General features: G+C 62.6%; 18 protein-coding genes and 3 pseudogenes. 11 read left to right on the top strand and 10 right to left on the bottom strand.

The features are described 5' to 3' along the window. Positions 1-52: 52 nt before the first annotated feature. A complete protein-coding gene (locus tag MOQ67_RS20015) occupies positions 53-982 on the bottom strand; it encodes a DMT family transporter (RefSeq protein ID WP_017848087.1) in 930 nt (309 codons plus the stop codon). A 92-nt stretch (positions 983-1074) separates the two neighbouring features. Between MOQ67_RS20015 and MOQ67_RS20010 the strand changes: the two genes are divergently transcribed. Further along, positions 1075-1638 carry a helix-turn-helix domain-containing protein gene (locus MOQ67_RS20010; RefSeq protein ID WP_198717568.1) on the top strand — a complete coding sequence of 188 codons (564 nt, stop codon included), beginning with the start codon at positions 1075-1077 and terminating at the stop codon, positions 1636-1638. Between the two features lie 94 nt (positions 1639-1732). Further along, positions 1733-2437, top strand: a pseudogene (locus MOQ67_RS20005) (LLM class flavin-dependent oxidoreductase); the annotation flags it as partial. Between the two features lie 68 nt (positions 2438-2505). Here the strand turns inward: MOQ67_RS20005 and MOQ67_RS20000 are convergent. After that, positions 2506-3405: a hypothetical protein gene (locus MOQ67_RS20000; RefSeq protein ID WP_198717569.1), complete on the bottom strand. Its 900-nt coding sequence runs from the start codon at positions 3403-3405 to the stop codon at positions 2506-2508. Between the two features lie 407 nt (positions 3406-3812). Between MOQ67_RS20000 and MOQ67_RS19995 the strand changes: the two are divergent. The 3 genes and pseudogenes from MOQ67_RS19995 to MOQ67_RS19985 form a co-directional block, all read left to right on the top strand. After that, a pseudogene (locus MOQ67_RS19995) lies at positions 3813-3956 on the top strand (AMP-binding protein); the annotation flags it as partial. Then, a pseudogene (locus tag MOQ67_RS19990) lies at positions 3953-4538 on the top strand (ABC transporter ATP-binding protein). The pseudogenes MOQ67_RS19995 and MOQ67_RS19990, both read left to right, overlap by 4 nt. A 12-nt stretch (positions 4539-4550) precedes the next feature. Further along, complete coding sequence (locus tag MOQ67_RS19985) at positions 4551-5945, top strand: FAD/NAD(P)-binding protein (RefSeq protein ID WP_198717570.1); 1395 nt, start codon at positions 4551-4553, stop codon at positions 5943-5945. Positions 5946-5967: 22 nt separating this feature from the next. Here MOQ67_RS19985 and MOQ67_RS19980 read toward each other — a convergent pair whose 3' ends face one another. Genes MOQ67_RS19980 through MOQ67_RS19965 form a run of 4 tightly spaced genes read right to left on the bottom strand, consistent with a single transcriptional unit; the run spans position 5968 to position 10588 of the window. Beyond that, on the bottom strand, positions 5968-7221 hold the full coding sequence (locus MOQ67_RS19980) for an efflux RND transporter periplasmic adaptor subunit (RefSeq protein WP_017848080.1): 1254 nt from the start codon (positions 7219-7221) through the stop codon (positions 5968-5970). Beyond that, positions 7211-8692, bottom strand: coding sequence for a TolC family protein (locus tag MOQ67_RS19975; RefSeq protein ID WP_198717571.1), 1482 nt, complete (start codon positions 8690-8692; stop codon positions 7211-7213). Before MOQ67_RS19975 ends, MOQ67_RS19980 begins: the two co-directional genes overlap by 11 nt. After that, positions 8685-9884, bottom strand: coding sequence for an ABC transporter permease (locus MOQ67_RS19970; RefSeq protein WP_198717572.1), 1200 nt, complete (start codon positions 9882-9884; stop codon positions 8685-8687). The genes MOQ67_RS19975 and MOQ67_RS19970 overlap by 8 nt, the downstream gene beginning before the upstream one ends. Next, positions 9881-10588 carry an ABC transporter ATP-binding protein gene (locus tag MOQ67_RS19965; RefSeq protein ID WP_017848077.1) on the bottom strand — a complete coding sequence of 236 codons (708 nt, stop codon included), beginning with the start codon at positions 10586-10588 and terminating at the stop codon, positions 9881-9883. The genes MOQ67_RS19970 and MOQ67_RS19965 overlap by 4 nt, the downstream gene beginning before the upstream one ends. Positions 10589-10944: 356 nt before the next feature. Between MOQ67_RS19965 and MOQ67_RS19960 the strand changes: the two genes are divergently transcribed. Then, positions 10945-11697, top strand: coding sequence for a TetR/AcrR family transcriptional regulator (locus MOQ67_RS19960; RefSeq protein WP_017848076.1), 753 nt, complete (start codon positions 10945-10947; stop codon positions 11695-11697). A gap of 168 nt (positions 11698-11865) precedes the next feature. On the opposite strand, the gene MOQ67_RS19955 is transcribed toward MOQ67_RS19960, so the two are convergent. Both MOQ67_RS19955 and MOQ67_RS19950 read right to left on the bottom strand, forming a co-directional pair. Next, entirely contained in the window at positions 11866-12927 is a 1062-nt protein-coding gene (locus MOQ67_RS19955; RefSeq protein WP_126585773.1) for an FUSC family protein, read from the bottom strand. A 23-nt stretch (positions 12928-12950) separates the two neighbouring features. Further along, the gene (locus tag MOQ67_RS19950) at positions 12951-14567 is read right to left on the bottom strand and encodes an NADP-dependent glyceraldehyde-3-phosphate dehydrogenase (protein WP_198717573.1); all 1617 of its coding nucleotides are present in this window, start codon (positions 14565-14567) and stop codon (positions 12951-12953) included. 138 nt (positions 14568-14705) lie between these two features. On the opposite strand from MOQ67_RS19950, the gene MOQ67_RS19945 reads away from it, so the two are divergent. The 4 genes from MOQ67_RS19945 (at position 14706) to MOQ67_RS19930 (ending at position 18796) form a co-directional block, all read left to right on the top strand. Beyond that, positions 14706-15569 (top strand): Dyp-type peroxidase, encoded by an 864-nt coding sequence (locus MOQ67_RS19945; RefSeq protein WP_198717574.1) that lies wholly within the window; start codon positions 14706-14708, stop codon positions 15567-15569. A gap of 177 nt (positions 15570-15746) precedes the next feature. After that, complete coding sequence (locus MOQ67_RS19940) at positions 15747-17111, top strand: MFS transporter (RefSeq protein WP_046485032.1); 1365 nt, start codon at positions 15747-15749, stop codon at positions 17109-17111. A 70-nt stretch (positions 17112-17181) separates the two neighbouring features. Next, complete coding sequence (locus MOQ67_RS19935; protein WP_017848071.1) at positions 17182-18312, top strand: MFS transporter; 1131 nt, start codon at positions 17182-17184, stop codon at positions 18310-18312. A 43-nt stretch (positions 18313-18355) separates the two neighbouring features. Then, positions 18356-18796 carry an MEKHLA domain-containing protein gene (locus tag MOQ67_RS19930; protein WP_017848070.1) on the top strand — a complete coding sequence of 147 codons (441 nt, stop codon included), beginning with the start codon at positions 18356-18358 and terminating at the stop codon, positions 18794-18796. Here the strand turns inward: MOQ67_RS19930 and MOQ67_RS19925 are convergent. Continuing rightward, positions 18793-19314, bottom strand: coding sequence for a DUF3087 domain-containing protein (locus tag MOQ67_RS19925; protein ID WP_046382904.1), 522 nt, complete (start codon positions 19312-19314; stop codon positions 18793-18795). The genes MOQ67_RS19930 and MOQ67_RS19925 overlap by 4 nt on opposite strands. A gap of 224 nt (positions 19315-19538) precedes the next feature. After that, positions 19539-19775 carry a DUF6555 family protein gene (locus tag MOQ67_RS19920; RefSeq protein WP_046382905.1) on the bottom strand — a complete coding sequence of 79 codons (237 nt, stop codon included), beginning with the start codon at positions 19773-19775 and terminating at the stop codon, positions 19539-19541. A gap of 120 nt (positions 19776-19895) precedes the next feature. Here MOQ67_RS19920 and MOQ67_RS19915 point away from each other — a divergent pair, with 120 nt between their 5' ends. Next, positions 19896-20720 carry an arylamine N-acetyltransferase family protein gene (locus MOQ67_RS19915; protein ID WP_102617240.1) on the top strand — a complete coding sequence of 275 codons (825 nt, stop codon included), beginning with the start codon at positions 19896-19898 and terminating at the stop codon, positions 20718-20720. The last annotated feature ends 28 nt before the right edge of the window (positions 20721-20748 follow it).

Below are 20748 nucleotides of genomic sequence, written 5' to 3'. Positions count from 1 at the left end.
CGCTGGGCGTGCCCGGGATGGCGATTTGACAGCCACCGCCCGGGCTCGGACCTTACCCCTGCTGTTCCTGTTCCCGCGCATTTTGCAATTCGATGGCCTTCTGCCCGCGCGTCTTCAACTCACTCACCACCACCGCCGCTACGATCAACGCCGCCCCGACCATGGCAATCGGCGGGAACCGCTCCCCGGCAATCCGCCCAACCACGCCGGCCCACACCGGTTCCCCGGCATAAATCAATGTGGCCCGCGTCGGCGAAACGCTTTGCTGCGCCCAGTTCATCGCCACCTGGATCACCGCGCTGGTCAAGCCCAGGCCCACCGCGCTGAACAACAGCAACCAGGAGAACCCCGGCAACGCCTCGCCCATCGGCACCACCATCAGGAACGACAACAACGACGCCGTGGCCAGTTGCACCACGGTCACCCGACGCACGTCCACTTGCCCGGCAAATGCGCTGATCAGGATGATCTCGGCGGCAATCGCCACCGCACCGATCAGCGTGGCGATCTCGCCGGGGCTGAAATTCAGCGAAGCACCGGCCGGGCCGGTCAACAGCATCAACCCGGCGAACGCCAGCATGATGCCAATGCTCGGCATCAACCCTGGCCGACGACCCAGCACCAGCCATTGCAACAACGGCACGAACGGGACATAGAGCGCGGTAATGAACGCCGACTGACTGCTCAGAATTGTCTGCAGGCCGATGGTCTGCAGCCCGTAACCAAACATGATCGCCACGCCGATAAATACGCCGGCTTTCAACTCGAACAGGGTCAGGTCGCGCAGGGTGCGCAAAGAGAAAAAACCAACCGCGATCGTCGCCGCGGCAAACCGCAGGCCCACGAAAAACATCGGCCCGCTGACAGTCATGGCGTGCTGCACCAGCAAAAAGGTGCCGCCCCAGATCATGGTGATGAACACCAGGATGCATTCGGCTTTGCTGAAGCGGTTGAAACGCGAGGGAGCATTCGGGGTGGTCATGGCGGCTCAGTCTTGCAAGGGAAGGGCGCGGAACGCACAATGCGCCGCACGCTGGGCAGTATACTGCGCACACCCACCCATTGAGCAATATAGTGCACAAAGAAAATCCGCAACGGGCCTCGGTCCTACAGCATGTCAGCCAGAATGTTCGTCGCCTGCGTCATGCCGCCGACTTGAGCCAGACCGCGCTCTCGGAAAAGTCCGGGGTCAGCCGACGCATGCTGGTGGCCATCGAGGCTGGCGAGAAAAACGTCAGCCTGTCCACCCTCGACCGCGTCGCCGAAGCGCTGGACGTGGCTTTCAGCGACCTGATCCAGGCCCCGGATGCACCCGACCATAGCCGTATCAACGAACTGGCCTGGGCCGGTGACATCCCCGGCAGCAAAGCTGTATTGCTTGCCAAGGCCACGGCGCGGCGTGAAGTCGAGCTGTGGGAGATGCGCCTGGAGCCGGGCGATTGCTACAGCCCCGAGCCGGACCCGGATGGCTGGAGCGTGCAGTTGTTCGTGTTCGAAGGCCGCCTGACATTGGTGCTGGATGGCCAGGAAAAACCGGTCGGCGCCGGTGAGTTCTTCATGTTCGCCAGCCGCCAGGCCCACGCCTATCGCAATGACGACGACGTGGCGGTGCGCTTTGTGCGCAATGTGGTGATCTAACTGTTGACCCGCCAACAGCGGATGGACACTTTGCTCGATCGCAGGCGGGTTTCTTTGCATTGAAATGACGGCAACCTACTGATCTTATTGAAGTGGCAAGCAGTTCGCTGCCGAGCAGGCCGAGTGCGTGTTTGTCGCCGCACCGTCCAAGACGCTGCTGAAAAACACCGTCGCCGACATTCGTCGCCGCGCGGCCGAGGCCGGGCGTGATCCGCGCAAGATCCTGATCTTCAACCTGCAGACGGTGATCGTCGGCGAGACCGACGCGAAGGCCAAGGCCAAGTTCGACGAGTACAAATCCTACGTCAGCTACGAAGGCGCCATGGCGCTGATCTCCGGCTGGACCGGCATCGACTTCAGCCAGTTCAAGCCCGACGAACCGCTCAAGCATGTGCATACCAATGCGATTCAGTCGGCGGTGGAAGCCTTCTCCACGGCGGACCCGAGCAAGGTCTGGACGCCCAAGGAACTGGCCGACTGGGTCGGTATCGGCGGCTTTGGCCCGCTGTTTGTCGGCAGCCCGGAGACGGTCGCGGACTTGTTGCAGGAGTGGGTGGAAGACACCGATGTGGACGGCTTTAACCTGGCCTATGCGCTGACCCACGAAACCTTTATCGACGCGGTGGAACTGCTGGTGCCGGAGTTGCAGAAGCGTGGCGTGTACAAGAAGGAATACGCCCAGGGCACGTTGCGCGAGAAGTTGTTTGGTGAAGGCCCGAGGTTGCCGGTGTCCCATCCAGGCAGGCGCTATCGAACGTTAGCGAATGTGCAGAAAGATAGGGCTGTTGAGCATGCCTGATTCAACCGTGTGAAAGGACCGTCGGGTGTTGTGAATAACTCACAACACCCGACGACGACTCACGGTTCTCATCGTTCCATATCGAAAATTCCATTTTCTACTTTTAAGACGCGTACTCTGCCATCGTCAAGTTCGACGGTTGCCGTGAAGTTAAATTGTCCTGAGAGTTTTCCTGCAAAGCTCTCGAAGTTTGGAATGGATTTAAATGTGATCGTGCCGCTGTCGGCCGGCCAGACGAGGCTTTCAGGGATATTGAAGAAGAATATCCGCACCTGTTTACTGTCTGGACTAAAGCTGTAAGTGCCGGGTGCAAGGCCTTTGGCTATGTTGATGGATAATCGATAGTCCTTGAGGTCGGGTTTCGACGTGAACTGTCGTGACCAGGCCTGTAGATAAGCAGGGAAACTACCTGAATCGTCTCCTAGGCTGAACGCTGTCTCAGTAGATTCATAGCGCTCAGTAATTAACTCGCTGAAGTCGCACACTATTGAACCGCTGGCTCTGGCTTTTTCGTCCTCGGTAAATCCTTGGAGTTTCATCTCGCCCTGGGTAAGAGAGACTGTTTTTGAACCGCTTTGTGCTGCAAACTCGAAGGTTGACTCCACTGTCTGCAGGGTGCTGTTCAGCGTGACCGTCACACTTCCGCTGATGGCGGTGTAAGGGCGAAATGACGAGGAAGTTGCTTTTGTCCATGACGCATTGGCTTTCCCCTGCGCACCATGGTCGTCAACGATTGCGTAGGTTTTTTTTACAACGTCACCCTCGTTAGGCAACCACAGCGAAATATATTGATATTGACCAAGATGGTCTTCATCGCTTGCGCCTGAGATATACCATCTGTTTGTTTTTTCATCCAGATAGAAATAGAAGCGTGTGCCCTCGAAACTGTTAAAGTCCTCGTCGTCATTCACTGTTGCACTGGCTGTGCCTGAAGTGGCTTTTGGCTTGGTTTTATTCGAGCTGTTCATAAGCGGCTCTCCTTTGTTGTGACGGGGGTTCGGCTTGAGTCTATTAAGCGGGCAATACAATATCTACTGTCAAAAATGACAGGTATAACGTGATCGTTTCTAATAGCGAAAATGGTTATTCGGAACACATGTTTGAATGCCGCTCACTTATCAATTCCGACCCCGCTCGGCAGGGTATTCGCTGTAGCTCCAGCAACAGCGAAGAAGCACTTTGTGCTGTGTCAGCTTCATAACTGTTGATGAACGCCTGGGTTATGCGGCGTTTTATATCGGCATGGTTCCTGCTTAGCCTTTATATCAACGCTATCGACTTTCCGTTCAATCCTCATTCAGCCAGCGGACCACCGCACGCTTACCCACCCAATAGGAGCATCACCCCTATGAGCGTGCATGTACTCAAACCTCCGCCGGCTCTGCGCCGTCTGCTGAAAAACCGCGTGCGCAAACTGCTGGGCTTTCAACGCCTGGCCTCTATCTGGCAGCCACCCAGCACGGGCAAGTCCGTTGTCGAGCCGGTGTGGCTGGCTGAATTCAAACGGGACATCGCATGAGCCAAGCCATTCTCCAGGTGCGGGATATCTCGCTGACGGTCAACGACATCGAAGTGATCTACGACGGCGCGATCCTCGCCGTGGCCGGGGTGTCGCTGAGCGTGCCCAAGGGCGCGATCGTCGCCCTGCTCGGCGCCAATGGCGCCGGCAAGAGCACCACGCTCAAGGCGATCTCCGGGCTGGTGCGCGCCGAGCGTGCCGAAGTCAGCCGTGGCGTGATCGAATACGCCGGCCACGACCTGGCCGGCGTCGACCCCAGCCAACGGGTGCGCCAGGGCATGGTGCATGTACTCGAAGGTCGCCATCGGCCGGGCGTTGATGACCCGTCCTACTTTGGTACTGCTCGACGAGCCGTCCATGGGTTTGGCGCCTATGATCGTGCAGGAGATATTCGAGATCGTCGCGCAGCTCAACCGCGAGCAGCAGGTGAGCTTCCTGATCGCCGAGCAGAACATCAACGTCGCGCTCAACTATGCGTCCCAGGGCTACGTGCTGGATACTGGCCGCGTGGTCTTGAGCGGCAGCGCCGCTGAACTGTTGGCGCGGGGCGGTTTGCATGACATCTATCTGGGTAAACAGTAAAGGCGAACAGGCATGACTGAATCCATCCGCAACGCCGATGTCCTGATCATCGGCGGCGGCCTGAGCGGTACGATGCTGGCCGTGCAACTGCTGCGCTTGCCCGGCTCGCGGCAGATCCTGGTGATCGAACCGCGCGCCGAACTTGGCCGCGGCGAGGCCTACAGTGCGGTCGAGCTGGGCCATACCTTGAACGGCAATGCGGCGCGCATGAGTGTCGACCCGGACAACGCCGACGACCTGACCCAATGGCTCACCGACTACATCGGCGCCGGCGGCTGGCCGGAGTCGGACCAGCAGCATGTGCCGATCAGCGAGCTGTTCCCGCCGCGCGGGATGTTCGGGTTGTACGCGCAGCAACGCTTGGCCGAGGCCAAGGCGCTGTCGACGTCTACCGTCGAGCATGTCCGCGCCGAAGTGGTCGACCTGCAAGTGGACTCCGCCTCGACGCTGCTGACCCTGGATAACGGCCAGCAATTGCGCGGTGCCCAGGCGGTGTTGGCGACCGGCATGTTCCCGGCGGCGCGCACGCCGCAGACCGAATCCAGCGGCTTGAACGCTGCCGCAGTCGACCCGTGGGATGTGCAGGCCATGAGCCAACTCGAGCCGCGCGCGACGGTGCTGATCATCGGTTCCGGGCTGACCATGGTCGATGCCGTGGTGTCCCTGGAACAGGCTGGGCACCGGGGCCCGATCGAGGTGTTCTCGCGCCACGGCCTGCTGCCCCATGTGCGTCGACAGCCACCGGGCTGGGACGATTTTCTCGCCGCCGACCACCGCCTGCGCAGCCCTCGGCAGTTGCTGCGCGAGGTGCGTCGGCAGTGTCGCATCGCGACGGCGCAGGGCATCGATTGGCAGGCGCCGCTGGACACCGTGCGCGCGCATATCGGCCGTTTGTGGAGCCAGGCCAGCGAGCGCGAGAAGCGCCAGTTCGTGCGGCATGTGCGGCCGTGGTGGGAAAGTCATCACCACCGTTCGCCGCCGCTGAGTGCGCAGTTGGTGGCGCGCCTGCATGAGGAAGGGCGCCTGCGCATTCGCGCGGCGTCGTTCAAGGGCTTGGCGCCTGCGGTCCACGGCGTCAGCATCCGCTTGCGTTACCGTGGCGAGCAAGCGATCACCCAGGTTGCGGGCGCGGCACTGATCAATTCCAGCGGCATCGAATACGACTGGCGCCGCGTAGCCCGGCCGTTGCCCCAGCAGTTGCTCAAACGCGGGTTAATCCAGCCCGGGCCGCTGGCGTTGGGGATCGCAGCGGATGCCTCGGGGGCGGTGCTGGATGCCCAGGGCCAGACCAGCCGGCGCCTGTTCGCCATGGGCCCGCCGCTGCGCGGGATGTGGTGGGAGAGCACGGCGGTGACCGATGTGGCGCTTCAGGCCAAGGCGCTGGCGTTGAAGCTGACAACGATCTAAAGGTGGGAGGGGGCAACTTCCTCTACCTAGGGGTCTTCACAAAACCGGGTTTTAGGCCAAATACCTCGACACCCTGCGGCGTCGATTGCCCGGTGGTCACGGTCACGCGTTCCACCGGCTGGTCCATCGTCGGCCGATATTCGACGGTCATGTCCGGCTGGATCGCCTGGCTCGGAATCACGATCGCCTGCGCGTTGTTGTAAGTGACGATGGTCAGTCGCGCACTCATCCCCAGCCGTACCCGCTGCAATTGCTGCGGGGTCAGCCTGGGGATCGACAGGGTTACCGGGAACTGCGCGCTGCCCTGGGTATCGCCGGCAATCGCCAAGCCGCTGACCACACTCACCGAGCCGCTCAACCGTTCGCCGTCGAAGCCATCGCCCATCACTTCCACCGCCTGGCCCTGGTGCAGTTGGTTGATGTCCAGCTCGGAGACCCTGGCGACGATTTTCAGCCGTTCGATATTGGCCAGGCCGAACAGCACCTGGCCCTGGCTGACCTTGCTGCCGGCCTGCACCGGGGCGTTGGTGTTGCCCGCGCCTGCTGCCGCGTTGCTGCTTCCGGGTGCGGGCACCACGATGCCGGAGAAGGGCGCCTTGACCTCCTTGTCTTCGAGCTGTCGGTAGAGCGCGTCGTACTTCACCGTGGCATTGGTCAGCTCCATCTCGGCGATCTGTCGGTATTCACCCTTGCCTTGCTCCAGTGCCTGTTGCAGTTCATCGCGTGCGGCGATCAGGTCCAGTTGTTGCTGCTGGGTCTGTTGCTTGAGGTCGTCCAGTTCGTTGCGCGGGATGATGCCGCGCTGAAACAGGTTTTCGCTTTCGGTGAGTTTGCGCTGGGTGTTGTCGGCGCTCATTTGCGCGGTGCGCAGGCTGCGACGCGCACGGCTGACGGTGGGACTGCTGTCCCAGTCTTGCATTTCCTGCACGGTGCGCCGGGCCTTGAGTTGCGCGGAGAGTGCATCGCGCAGTTGCACTTCGAGCAGGGCCGGGTCCATGCGCAGTAACACTTGCCCGGCGTCGACGCGTTGGCCTTGCTCCACCAGGTTGGCCTGCACATTGCCGTCGAACGGCGCGGTGAGGGTGAGGGTGGTGTCGGGCTCGATCTTGCCCACCAGGCCGATCTGATGCACCAGCGCGCCAGGCGTCACCGCCAGCCACTGTTCGGTCGGGAGGATCGGGTCGGCGGTGCTGCGATGGCTTTGCACCGCAACGCCGGCGGCCGCCAGCAGCACGATCAATCCAGCCGCCAGCAGGCGTTTTTGGTTAGTAGTCATTGAGGGCGATTTCCCAGCTTTCCAGCGTCATGCCCAGGGTCAGATCGAGCTGGGTCTGGGCGTTCAAATAAGCGATCAGCGCATTGAGCTGCGTGTTTTCGGCGTTGCGCAGGTCGGTCTCGAAACTCAGCACCTGGAAGTTGGTGGAGCGCCCGGCGCTGAGTTTTTCGCGTTCGATCTCGATCTTGCGCCGCGACAATTCCACGGCGCGCTGGGAGATTTCGTACTGGCGCCAGCGCGTGCCGAGGTCGCGCACCACGTTGTTCACGCTGCGCTCCAGCTCCTGGCGGGCGTCGGTGATGTGGATGGCCTGATCCTCCACATTCACCCGTGCGCGCACTTCGGCCTGGCGCGTGCTGATGTCGCCGATGGGGATTTGCACCTGCACCCCGGCGTAGCTGTCCCAACTGCGGTTGTTGCCGCTGCCGGTGTCGTTGTCGTAGTTGTTGCGTATCTGGTTCGCCCCGGCCACCAGGTCCACTTGCCAGCGCCCGGAGTCTTTGGCAATCACCAGGTTGAGGTCGGCCTGCTGGCTGCCGAGCAGGGTGGCGAGGTACTCCGGTTGCTGGTTCTGCGCCAGGTTGAAGGCCTCGCGTTTGTCGATCTGCATGGGCTTGGCCTCCAGGGCTTCGGTGGCGCGGATCGGCGTCGACAGGTCGAGGGCCAGCAGGCGCAGCAAGGCCAGGCGGCTGGTGTCGAGTTGGTTCTGCGCTTCTTCCACGCCCAGTTGCTGGGTGGCGATATCGGCTTCGGTCTGCACGATCTCGAACTCGGCCATGCGCCCGGCGCTGATCAGCGCCTTGTTGACTTCCAGCAAGGTGTTGGCGCGTTTCAGCGCGTCCTGGACGATGCTCAGTTGCTCCTGGGCGCGCAGCAACTCGCGGTAGGTGGCGATGATCTGGCTGATGGTTTGTGCCACGGTGGCCTTGAGGTTCAGGCGGTTGGCCTGCTCCGACAGGCGCGACAGGCGTAACGGCGCGGTGGTCGCGTCCCAGCCGGCGCCGCGCATCAGCGGTTGGATGAGCGCCAGGTCGAGGCCGTCGCTGCGGTAGCGACCGGCCCGGTTGGCGTTATTCAGTTGCTGGGTCCAGGCCATGCTCAGGCGCGTGCCGTACTCGCCCAGCAGGCTGGTGGCAGGGGCCACGTTGGTATTGCGTGCATTGTCGGCGGAGCCGCGGGAGCTGCGGTAATAGCTGTTGAGGGTGAGCTTGGGGTTGAACACGTCTTCGGCCACGCGCAGGTCGAATTTCTGCGCGACCCGCTGCAGGTAGGCGCTGCGAATCGCCGGATTGTTGCGCAGGCCCAGGTACACCGCGTCGCCCAGGGTGATGGCGGTGACCTGGGCATTCAGCGAGACGCCGCGATCGTAGCCACTGCGCGTGGTGCCGGGCGCTGCGGGACGGATCACCACGTCGGCGGCGACACTCGGCAGGCTGATCAGCGCCAGGAGCAGCAGCAGGCGTTTATTCATCGCGCAACGCCTCCACCGGCTGCAACCGCGAGGCCGAGACCGCCGGGTAAATGCCGAAGAACAACCCCACCAGCAAGGTGCTGCCCACCCCCAGGGGCAGGGCGGCGACCGCCAGGGCGAAGGCCCAGCCCGACAGCCAGGCATAGAGCCACGCGGCGGTCATGCCGAGCACCGCGCCGCACAGCGCGCCGACGGCGGTGAGGGTGATGGCTTCGAGCAGGAACAGGTTGCGGATATCCCGCTGGCGTGCGCCGAGCGCCATGCGAATGCCGATCTCGCGGCGGCGTTCGGAGACGTTCATCAGCATCACGTTCATCACCCCGACACCGCCGCCCACCAGCGAGATCGCGCCCAGGGCCAGCAGCAGGTAGGCGAAAGTGCGGCTCTGCCGGGTCATGCCGTCGATCATTTGCTGGGGCACCGTGATGTCGACGCTGTGCTCGGTCAATTGGCGTTGCAGCGCGGCGGCGGCGTCCCGGGCGATGCGTTCCATGTCCTGGCCCGGCGCGGCGCGGATGATCACGTTGCCGATTTGCGGGCTGGCGTAGATGCGGCGCATGCCATCGGCGGGAATGAACAGCGATTCGTTGGCCTGCACCGGCATCAGCATCGCCCGGGGCTGGTGGTGCAGGATGCCGACCACCTGGAACAGGTAGTCGTTGATACGCACGCGGTCGCCCAGCTTTAACGGCGCGCCGGGGGGGCCAAGGGCCTGGGCGATCTGGTCGCCGATCACGCCGTAGGTTTCGTTGGCATCGAACGCCGACAGGAAGCGCCCCTCGCGCAGCGCCAGGCGCAGGGCCGCGGGGATATCCGCTGTGCTGCCGACGAAGTTGGCGTTGACGCTGCGGCCCTGGAACACGATGGGGCCGCTGAACAGGCTCAGCGCGCCGATGTGCGCGATCCCGGGCACGGCTTGGCGCACGGCGTCGAGGTCGAGGCGGGCACGCATCGGTACGCTGCTGTCGGCTTTGGGCGGAAACTGCGCGACCAGGGTGTCGGTGCCCATGTCCTTGAAAATCAGCGCGGCATCCACCGCCGCGTTATGCCCGATATTGATCAGCGCCACCACCGACGAACTGCCGATCACGATGCCCAGCAGCGCGAGGATCGAGCGCTTGCCCAGGGTGCGCAGGCTGACGAACGCTTCATGCAGCAATTGGCTCAGGCTCTGCTCGACCCGCAGGCTCATGGGCGCCCGGCCTCATGCACCACGCCGTTGCGCACCAGGATCTTGCGCTCCAGGCGTTCGGCGATGTGCGCGTCGTGGGTGACGATGATCAGCGTGACCTGCTGCTCGCGGTTCAGCGCCAGGAGCAGGTCCATGATGTCCTGGGCGGTGCTGCTGTCGAGGTTGCCGGTGGGTTCGTCGGCCAGGATGACCGAGGGCTTGCCCACCAGCGCCCGCGCAATCGCCACACGTTGGCGCTGGCCGCCGGAGAGGTCGGCGGGGCGATGGTGCGCGCGCTCGGCCAGGCCGACTTGTTCGAGCATGCGCAGGGCCTGCTCCACCGACTCGTGGCGCGACACGCCGCGATAACTCAGGGGCAGGGCGACATTGTCCAATGCGCTGAGGCGCGGCAGCAGGTTGAAACTCTGGAACACGAAGCCGATCTGCTGGTTGCGGATCGCCGCCAGTTCATCCGGGCTGGCGCTGAAAATGTCGTGGCCGGCAAAGCGGTACTGGCCGCAGTTGGGCAGATCCAGCAGGCCGAGGATGTTGAGCAGGGTACTTTTGCCGGAGCCGGAGGCGCCGAGGATGCCGCAGCTGTCACCGCGGGCGATGGACAGGCACACATCATTGAGGATGGACAGGTGCTGTCCGGCGAGCTGATAGCGTTTGCCGATGCCTTGCAGGGAGATCAAGCCCGGGTGCGCGGGGGTATCTGTCATCATGACTACGCCTGCAGTCTCGACGCTGCCGTGCTGCCCCGGTAAAAATTTGTAACAAGTTCGGGAGCTGCCTGGGACACGTCACGGACTGGTTTGATTTCTTGTTTTTAAAATATTCTTTGAATACTAACCGCGTTCAACCGGCTCCGCCAGCCATCGTTGTAGAGGGTTTTTACCCTTTGAAATAAATGCACCGGGGGCAAAACCCACCGCGCAAAAATCCTTTGGTCAGCCTCGACGGGCCCGTCTGCCAAGGCTTGCGCTGATATGGCGCAGTGTCACTACTTGCTTTCGAGCGGTGGCCCCGGTATAAAAAATCAAATTTATTTTTAAAACAATATTTCCCGCGTGGAACTTTTATGGTCGTGAAGAAAGTCAGTTCTCCAAACGTTACCAAGACTCGATTGCTGGATGCGACAGAGGCTCTCTTCATCAAATACGGGTATGACGCTGTTTTGTTGCGGCAGATTACCGAGCGTGCCCAGGTGAACCTGGCTGCGGTGAACTATCACTTCGGGGACAAGGACGCCCTGATGAAAACCCTGCTGATGCAGCGCCTGGAGCCGCTCAACGAGCAGCGCCTGGAACTGCTGGCACGCTGCGAAGCCGAATCCGACGGCCCCCTCGATTGCGACACGCTGCTCGGTGTGCTGTTCGCCCCGGCCATGGGCCTGGAGCGCAGCGACCCGGCGAGTGGGGAAGGGCGTTCGTTCATTCGTTTCCTGGGGCGGGTCTACAGCGACACCTCGCCGTTTATCCAGGAATACCTCAAGGTCCATTACCAGCCGGTGTTCCAGCGCTTCTTCGAAGCCTTCGCCCTGGCCTTGCCGGACTTGCCGCGCAACGAACTGGGGGTACGCCTGCAATTTGCCCTCAAGGCGATTTCCGGTGTGATGGCCGGCACCGAACTGCGCCTGCTGATGAACTCCATGAGCCTGGGCCGCCCGGCCACGGATGCCGAAGTAATGGCCAAGTTGATCACGCTGGTCTCGGCGGCGATACGCGTGCCGCAGCAAAGCCCCGAGGCGCAAGTGGCGTTGGCCAAGGTGCTCGATACCCAGCGCGCCATTCGCGAGCAAGCGTCCGCGCCCGCCGGCAAGGTGGCGCGCTAGCTCGAATCCGGGACAAAAAAAAGCCCGCTGGGGCGGCGGGCTTGATGTACAACGTTTGTAACGGATGAGGCTTCACCCTACGTCCCGCGATGTGAATAAGTCGTGAAAAATATGTAAGAAAAAGTGTGAAAGTGTTGGCGCAGGTAAACGCGCTAAATGCCCTCAGGTTCAGATCTTCCAGCGGCCAGCACTTTTGGCCAACTGCTGGCGCATCTCATCCACATTTGCCGCCAATTGCACGGTCAGCAACCGATACCCATCCAATGCACTGTAGACCGGCGTATCCAATGTCGGCTCGGTAGCGGTGGCCTGGCTCGGCCGCTCCAACCGTGGTGTCACGCCCGACCTCAGCGCGCGCGCCATGCCCACCAATTGCACGCGAATCTTCCGATGCTCGCCCTTCAACATTACCTGCATCCGCGCCATCGCCTGCTCGTCGCGAGGGTCCGGCCGGGTGTTGCCCAGAATCTCCAGGGTGCTGATGCACATGCGCAAATGCCGCTGGATCGTGTCCAACTGGGTCATGGAGATCCGTACCTCCTTGGACACCGAGGGCATCAACGAACGCAGTTGCAGCATCGCCGTATTCACGTGGCTGAGCAGTTTAAGGTGTTCGTCGTCGGTGACCGATTGACCGCTGATGATGCGGTTATAGATCGCGGCACAGTCGCGCAAGGCACTGGCCAGGTTGTAGCGCCAGGAGTACACGGCATACAGCGGCAAGGCGAAGGAAAACGCCAGGGCCAACGCGATACCGATCAGGATATCGACCGTGCGCCACAGCCCGTCCGACAGCGGATTGTCGCCATGCCCGGCGACGATAAACACGGTGATCGCCGACAACAAGGCGGTGTATCCGCCCTTGCCGATGGCGTGATACGAGAAGAACCCGCACACCACCGACATCAACAAGTAGGTCAGCAGCGGCTGCCCCACATACGTCTCCTGCACCACCAGCAGCAAGCCGACGCTGGCGCCGATCAGTGTGCCGTAGGCGCGCTCCATGGCTTTCTTGCCGATATTGCCGTGGTGCTGCAGGCCGCCGATCACCACCAGCATGGTCACCGACGCCCACTCGCCGTGGGGCAGGTTGATGCCGGTGGTCAGCAGGATCGTCGCCAGCAAGCCGATGGACACGCGCACGGCGTGGATCAGCTTGGCATGGCGATAGCGGCGGTAAGGGTCGAGCAGCGGGCGCAGCAGGCGCCGGGCAAATACAGGCAAGTGCAGGTTAATCAACGGCGAGGCGTCCTCTAGAAAATGTAGTCAGTGGTCAAGAAGCTCGAGTTGCGGTTGTGCAGGATCTCGCTGAGCAGTGCCTTGTTGCTGTCCTGGAACTTGGTCGCCACCAGGGTGCGGATCGAGAACACACGCAAGGCGTCATGTACCGACAGTGTGCCTTCGGCCGAGTTCTTGCGGCCGTTGAAGGGGAAGGTGTCCGGGCCGCGCTGGCACTGGGCGTTGATATTGATGCGGCCGACCTGATTGGCGAAGGTGTCCACCAGCCGTCCGATTTCGGCCGGGTCGGTGCCGAACAGGCTCAGTTGCTGGCCGAAATCCGATTCCAGTACGTAATCGATCACTGTCTCCAGGTCACGGTAGGGCACGATCGGCACCACCGGGCCGAACTGTTCCTCGTGGTACACGCGCATCTGCGGGTTGACCGGGTACAGCACCGCCGGGTAGAAGAACGAACCGCGACTGACGCCGCCATGGGCATTCATCACGCGGGCGCCGTGTTGGGCTGCATCGGCCACCAGTGCCTTGAGGTAATCGACCTTGCCCACTTCCGGCAGCGGCGTCAGCGCCACGCCGTCGTCCCACGGCATGCCGGGCTTCAAGGTCGCCAACTTGGCGTTGAATTTCTGGATGAAACTGTCGACCACGTCTTCATGCACAAACAGGATTTTCAACGCGGTGCAGCGCTGGCCGTTGAACGACAGCGAGCCGGTGACCGCTTCGCTGACGGCATTGTCCAGGTCGACCTGGGGCAGCACGATGCCTGGGTTTTTCGCGTCCAGGCCCAGGGCTGCGCGCAGGCGGTGCGGGCGCGGGTGCAGTTTTTTCAGGTTGCTGGCGGCCTTGTTGGTGCCGATGAACGCGAAAATATCGATCTTGCCGCTGGCCATCAGCGCGCTGACGGTTTCGCGGCCGCTGCCATAGATCACGTTGATCACCCCGGCCGGGAAGCTGTCGCGGAATGCCTCCAGCAGCGGGCGGATCAACAGCACGCCGAGCTTGGCCGGCTTGAACACCACGGTGTTGCCCATGATCAGCGCCGGGATCAGCGTGGTAAACGTCTCGTTCAACGGGTAGTTGTACGGCCCCATGCACAGCGCCACGCCCATCGGTACGCGGCGGATCTGGCCGAGCGTGTCCTGTTCCAGCTCGAAGCGGCTGCTGCGGCGGTCGAGTTCCTTGAGGGCATTGATGGTGTCGGTGATGTAGTCGCAGGTGCGGTCGAACTCTTTCTGCGAGTCCTTGAGGTTCTTGCCGATTTCCCACATCAGCAGCTTGACCACCGCATCACGCTGTTCGCGCATGCGCCGCAAGAACGCTTCGACGTGGCGGATGCGGTCGACCACGCGCATCGTCGGCCATTCCCCCTGGCCACGGTCATAGGCGCGCACGGCGGCGTCGAGGGCGCTGAGGGCGGTGTCGGCATCCAGCAGTGGCGTGCTGCCGATTTGTACGCGCTCATCGCCCAGTTGCACCGGGCTGAGCACTTGGGCCAAGGGGCCGTTCCATACCTGCAACTGGCCGTCGACCAGGTAATCGCGCTGTTCGATGGGCGCTCCCAGGCGGAATTGCTCGGGAATATCGGCGGCGCAGGAAGGAAACAGCTGGGCGAGCAGGTTATCGGTGGTCATGTCGCTACCCCTGAAATAGTTGCAAAACATGACTAGAGAGTCACCCAACAACGGGTTCTGTGGCAAGGCTTGCGCGCTTTCTTGTACGCACGGCTGCACATGGCGGGTAAACTGCGAGGCTTTCTTGAAGGAGTTCACATGAGTCAGTACCAGCCGGGCATTCTTGCCGCACCGGTGCCTTTACAGGCACGCCATCTGTTTTTTGCCGTGGACTCCCTGGCCGCTGTACCTGCTGCGTTGAACGCATTGGTGCAGTGGGCGGATTCGGCCGCAGTGGTCGGTCTGGGTGAGCCGCTGGTCAACGCACTGGGCGCGCGGATCGAAGGGCTGCGCGCATTCCCCGCCGTCAGCGCGCCGGGCGCGCACAACCCCTCCACGCAGCAAGCATTGTGGGTGTGGCTGCATGGCGTGGATCGCGGCGAATTGCTCTTGCGCAGCCGTGCGCTGGAGAAAGCCCTGGCCCCGGCGTTCCGCCTGGTGCAGTCGACTGAAGGCTTCCGCTACAAGAGCGGTTTTGACCTGACCGATTACGAAGACGGCACCGAAAACCCCCACGACGATGCCGCCGTCGAAGCCGCGCTGACCGACAGCGGCGCCAGTTTCGCCGCGATCCAGCAATGGCAGCACGACCTCGATGGTTTTGCCGCGTTGCCTGCCCAGGAACGTGACCACATCATCGGTCGCCGCCACGGCGACAACGAAGAACTGGAAGACGCGCCCGAGTCCGCCCACACCAAACGCACCGCCCAGGAAAGCTTCACCCCGGAAGCGTTCGTGGTGCGCCGCTCGATGCCCTGGGCAGAAAACGGCCAGGCTGGCTTGATGTTCCTCGCGTTCGGGCATTCCTTCGATGCGTTTGAAGCGCAACTGCACCGCATGAGCGGGTTGGAAGACGGCATCGTCGACGGCCTGTACCGCATCAGCACACCGTTGACCGGCGGCTATTACTGGTGCCCGCCGCTCAAGGACGGGCGCCTGGACCTGAGTGCCGTGTTGATCTGACCAGGCGCTTGCCTGGGGCATTGCGTCAGCCCACGCGCCATCACCGATACGGAGTTGGCGCGTTTTTTTTTACGGGTGCAGGCAACATGAAGATGTTGACAGCCAACGCATTGGCGACTGGAAAAAATCGTCGCAGCCCGTAATCTGGAGGCCTTTTGTCACCTGTGCGGATTGTGCATGTCTTCTGTTGCCGATGGGCTGCCCCTGAATAAACGCCTGCCGGCGGTGATCGCCATTTCCCTGGGCATCGGCATGGCGACCCTGGACACGGCCATCGTCAACACGGCGCTGCCGACCCTGGCCGACGGCATTGGCACCGACTCCGCGTCGGTGATCTGGGTGGTCAACGCCTACCAGTTGGCGATCATTGCCACGGTGTTGCCCTTCGCTTCGCTGAGCGATGTGCTCGGGCACCGTCGGGTGTACCTCGGTGGATTGTTGCTGTTTATCGTATCGTCGCTGTTTTGCGGGATCGCCGGGTCGCTGGTGACGCTCACGGCGGCGCGGGTGGTGCAGGGGCTCGGTGCGGCCGCGATCATGAGCGTCAACACGGCGTTGCTGCGGCATATCTATCCGTCGCGCATGCTCGGGCGCGGCCTGGGCTATAACTCGCTGGTGGTGGGGCTGGCGTTCACGCTCGGGCCGACGGCGGCGTCGGCGATCCTGTCGGTGGCGAGTTGGCACTGGCTGTACCTGATCAACGTGCCGCTGGGCTTGCTGGCGCTGATGTTGGGCCTGCGCTCATTGCCGGTCATTCCCATGGCCGGGCATGCCTTCGATCGCCTCGCCGCGCTGTTGTGTGCCGGGCTGTTCGCCTTGCTGGTGCTTGGCCTGGGGACGGCGGTGCATGGCGCCCAAGGTGCGTTGACCCTGGGCCTGATCGCGCTGGCGCTGGTCTGCGGCGCGCTGCTGCTGCGCCGCCAGGCCGGGCACCCGGCGCCGATGCTGGCAGTGGACTTGTTCAAGCGCCCGGTGTTTGCGCTGTCTTCGCTCACGGCGATCTGCGCCTTCAGTGCCCAGGGCCTGGCCTTTGTGTCGCTGCCGTTTCTGCTGCAGGCAGTGCTCGGGCACAGCCAGGTGGAGACCGGTTTTCTGATGACGCCCTGGCCTGCGGTGGTGGCGGTGATGGCCTTGGTCGCCGGGCGCCTGGCCGACCGCGTGTCCCTCGGCCTGTTGTGTGGGATCGGCCTGTTGATGCTGAGCGTGGGCATGGCGGCCCTGGCGACGTTGCACAATGATGCGTCGGCGTTCGAGATCGGCTGGCGCATGGCCTTGTGCGGAGCCGGTTTCGGGTTCTTCCAGTCGCCCAACCTCAAGGCATTGATGACCAGCGCGCCCTTGGCCCGCAGCGGCGGGGCCAGTGGCATTGTGGCGATCTCGCGGTTGCTGGGGCAGACGCTGGGAGCGTCGCTGGTGGCGTTGTGTTTTCACTGGTCCCTGGGCAGCGGCCCGCACTACGCGTTGTGGCTAGGCTGCGCGTTTGCGTTGGTGGGCAGCGTGGCCAGCGGCCTGCGGTTGTTGCCGTATGACAAAAAGGTTTAATCGAGCGTTGTAAAAAACCGTTCGAGAAGGCTACGGTGGCGACCTGAATATTTCGGGATGTTTCAGATTTATGGCAAGCCAGGCCCAACGCACTGCCGACATCACCTCCCGCCGCGCCGCGCTGACCTTGGCTTTATGCCTGCCCAGTGACGTGTTGCTTTATCTGCTGCTGCCCATGGAATCCCAGGCGTTCGGCATCACGCTGGCCCAGGCCGGGGTGCTGCTGGCGGCCAACCGACTGGTGCGGATTTTCGGTTACCGCCACGTGCTCAATTTCTATGCCCGCCACGGCGATCGTCTGACCTGCATGATCGCCGCCGGTGCCGCGACGCTGTGTGCCTTGGGTAACTCGATGCTGTCGGGCTTCGCTGCATTGCTGGGCTTGCGGCTGGTCTGGGGCCTGTGTTTTGCCGCGTTGAACCTGTCGACCCAAGTGCTGGCGACCGCCGAGCCGACGGGTGCCGCACGCCGGGCAGGGCGGTCGCGGGCCTTGATCGCCCTCGGGCCGATGCTCGCATTGCCGCTCGGCGGCTGGCTGACCTTATGGGCCGGACCGCGTCCGATCTTTCTGATTCTCGCCGGATGCTGCCTGCTGGGCTTGTGGATGGCGCGGGGGTTGCCTACTGTCGGCCATGATTTGCACAGCAGTCCGGGGCGCCGTTTCAAGTGGCCCGACAGCGTGGCGCTGTGGTCGTTTATTGAAGGCGTGGCGCTGGATGGGCTGTTTATCTTTGGTCTGTCGATCCAGGCACAGAAGCTTCTCGGGGGCGACGCGGTGTTGATCGCCGGTGCCTTGATGGCCTTGCGTTATGTCTCGGAAATGCTCCTGAGCCCGCTGGGCGGTCGCGCCGCGCAACGCTTCGGCGCCACGTCGATGCTGTTGTTGTTTTCGTTCCTGAGCGCTTTGGCCCTGGCAGCATTCGGCAGTTATTGGGTGATCGTCGGCGCGGCGGCAGTGCTGGTGTTGCGGGCGTTGCAGTTGCCCCTGGTGACGACCTTGGTGGCCGAACGCAACCCCGGTTCGATGCGCGTGTCGGCATTGGCCTCCAACGCGGTATGGCGCGATATCGGCGCCGGCCTCGGGCCGCTGCTGGCGGGGTTGTTGCTGCCGGTCGCCGCGGCCCCTTGGGTGTTTGGCCTGGCGGGCGCCGCGATAGCCATCAGCGCCGTGTTCTGCTGGCGGGCAAAGCGTTCCAACTGACAATGTGAGGTAGTGTGTGACCCGACAAGAAGACTGTGTACGCGTGCTGGATGACGCCTATCGACACTGGACCGGCCAGGGCTTGCCGGCGCCCGAGCATCTGGACGCAGAGCAACGCCTGACCTGGCTGCATGCCCATGCGCCCTACAGCCTGCTGGCCCACGATGGCGCGGCGGACCCGCGGTTTAACTACGCCAATGCGTGCGCCTTGGCGTGCTTCAAATACCCGCGCGAGACCTTCATCGGCATGCCGTCACGCTTCAGCGCCTCGGAACTCGACCGCGCCGCGCGCCAGGTGTTATTGGAGCACGTCAGCGCCAACGGCATCGCCCATGGCTACAGCGGCTGGCGGGTGGATGCACATCAGCAGCCGTTCATGATCCATGCCGGTGTGGTGTGGACGTTGCTCGATGCCGCCGGCCTGCCGTGTGGGCAGGCGGCGCTGTTCTGGCCGGATGCACAGCGTATCGGGGTGTTGGCTTAAGCGCCTTTGAAACTGTCCAGCCAGGACGGGTCGAAACGGGTTTGCTCGGTATCGAGCCCCAACGCTTGCATCTTCGCCCTATGTGCCTCGATCTCGCCGACCAACTGCACCTGGGCGCTGGAGTTGGCATCCAGCTCATGCATCTGCGTCAGCCCCAGGTGATAGAACCGCAGCACCTTGAGCGCCGTCGGGTCATTGGCTTGCACGCGGTCGGTGACCTTGTGCATCACGTTGGTCACGCGCATCAGGTTGCGCTTGAGCTGCCAGCCATACACCGCCGGCGCCAGCCATGGCTGGGTCCAGAACGGGCCGCGCACCAGGGCGAGGGTGATCAACACTCCGGCAAACACCCCACCCACGTTGTAGCGAAAGTTGTCGCCGCCGGCTTCGCCAAACAGCATCACCGCCAGGCTCGACAACAGCATCGCCAGGGCCACGAACAACACGGCCACGATCAACGTACTGCGACGGGTCTGCTGGCGGTAGGTGATGGGGTCGCAGGGTTTGAGTTCGAACATCCGGGAAAAATCTCCTTGGCGTTTGTAGGGGATAGGGCAGGGCGGCATCTTCTCATGCTTGGCGATGGGGTGTGCGGTAAACACGCTGAGCGAAGGCGTGTGGGGCGTTCTCTATGATCGATTACAAGCAGCCCCGGCCCGGATCGCACACGCAATGCCCCGAAAGAGCGTGAGCAACCAAATGCTGTCGAAAAAAAAGCCCCGTCGTTGAACGGGGCGTTTGTTTATTTGGGCGGTACCCAGTTGACGTCGGTGATGCCGTACTTCTCGGCCCAGGGCCGGGTGGTTTTTTTCACCTGTTCGTGGCCGACCCGACCGATGCGGCTGACATGCGCAATATCGGCATCAACGGCCGCCCAGTGCCAGGCCTCGGCGTTATTCATCACTTCGGCACGCACCACGAAAGACTTCGGTTGACCGTGCAGTTGATAGGTAATGGTGTAGATTTTTGCGCTACTCATGTTGCCTCCCTGTCTTGTTATAGATGGATAGGAAAGCATTTAAAAAGGTTCATTCGAAATGACAAATTGCCGGTCCGGGCGGCATAGTGGGGCCTTCGCCACGCGCCCAAGGATCGCGTCATGTCCCGCCTGACCCAAAGCCACCTGTACCTGCAACGCCTGGGCTACGCTGCGCCGCCACCGCCGACTCTGCAAACCTTGCGGGACCTGCAATTGCGGCATGTGTGTACGTTCGCCTTTGAAAGCCTGTCGACCCTGCTGCGCTTGCCGGTGCCGATCGACCTGCCCAGCGTCGAACAAAAAGTATTGCTCGATGGACGCGGCGGGTATTGCTATGAACTGAACCAACTGTTTCTGGAACTGCTGCAGGAGTTGGGCTTCGACGCACGCGGCATCACCGGACGGGTCGTGATGGGCGGGCCACCGGACGCACACACCGCGCGTACCCATCGCCTGAGCCTGGTGACGGTGGACGGTGTGCGCTATATCTGCGACGTCGGCTTTGGCGGCATGGTGCCGAGCAGCCCGTTACGCCTGGACAGCGAAGCGATCCAGGCCACCGCCCACGAACCCTTTCGGCTGACCGTTAAGCACGGCAGCTACACCCTGTGGGCCGAGGTCGGCGGGGAGTGGCGTGGCTTGTATGTGTTCGACCTGCAGGTGCAGGCAGACATCGACTATGAAATCGGCAACTGGTACGTCTCCACCCACGCGGACTCGCCGTTTCTCGGTCAGTTGAAAGTGGCACTGCTCGCGCCGGGTAAGCGTCACACCTTGAACAACGGCCACTACGCGATGCACTCCCTGGACGGTCCCAGCGAAAAACGCGCGATAGCCAGTGCCGATGAATTGCTTGATGTGCTGCGCGGCACCTTTGGCCTTCGCTTACCGGTGCATCAGCGGCTTCGCGAAACGCTCGATGGTTTAGTGTCGGCCAATCTTTAGACGCATTGAGGCCGCATCTTCTCTGGCC

The organism is Pseudomonas sp. LY-1 (assembly GCF_053502595.1).
Note: the sequence above shows the minus strand (reverse complement) of the source record. Positions and strands in the feature narration are given on the sequence as shown.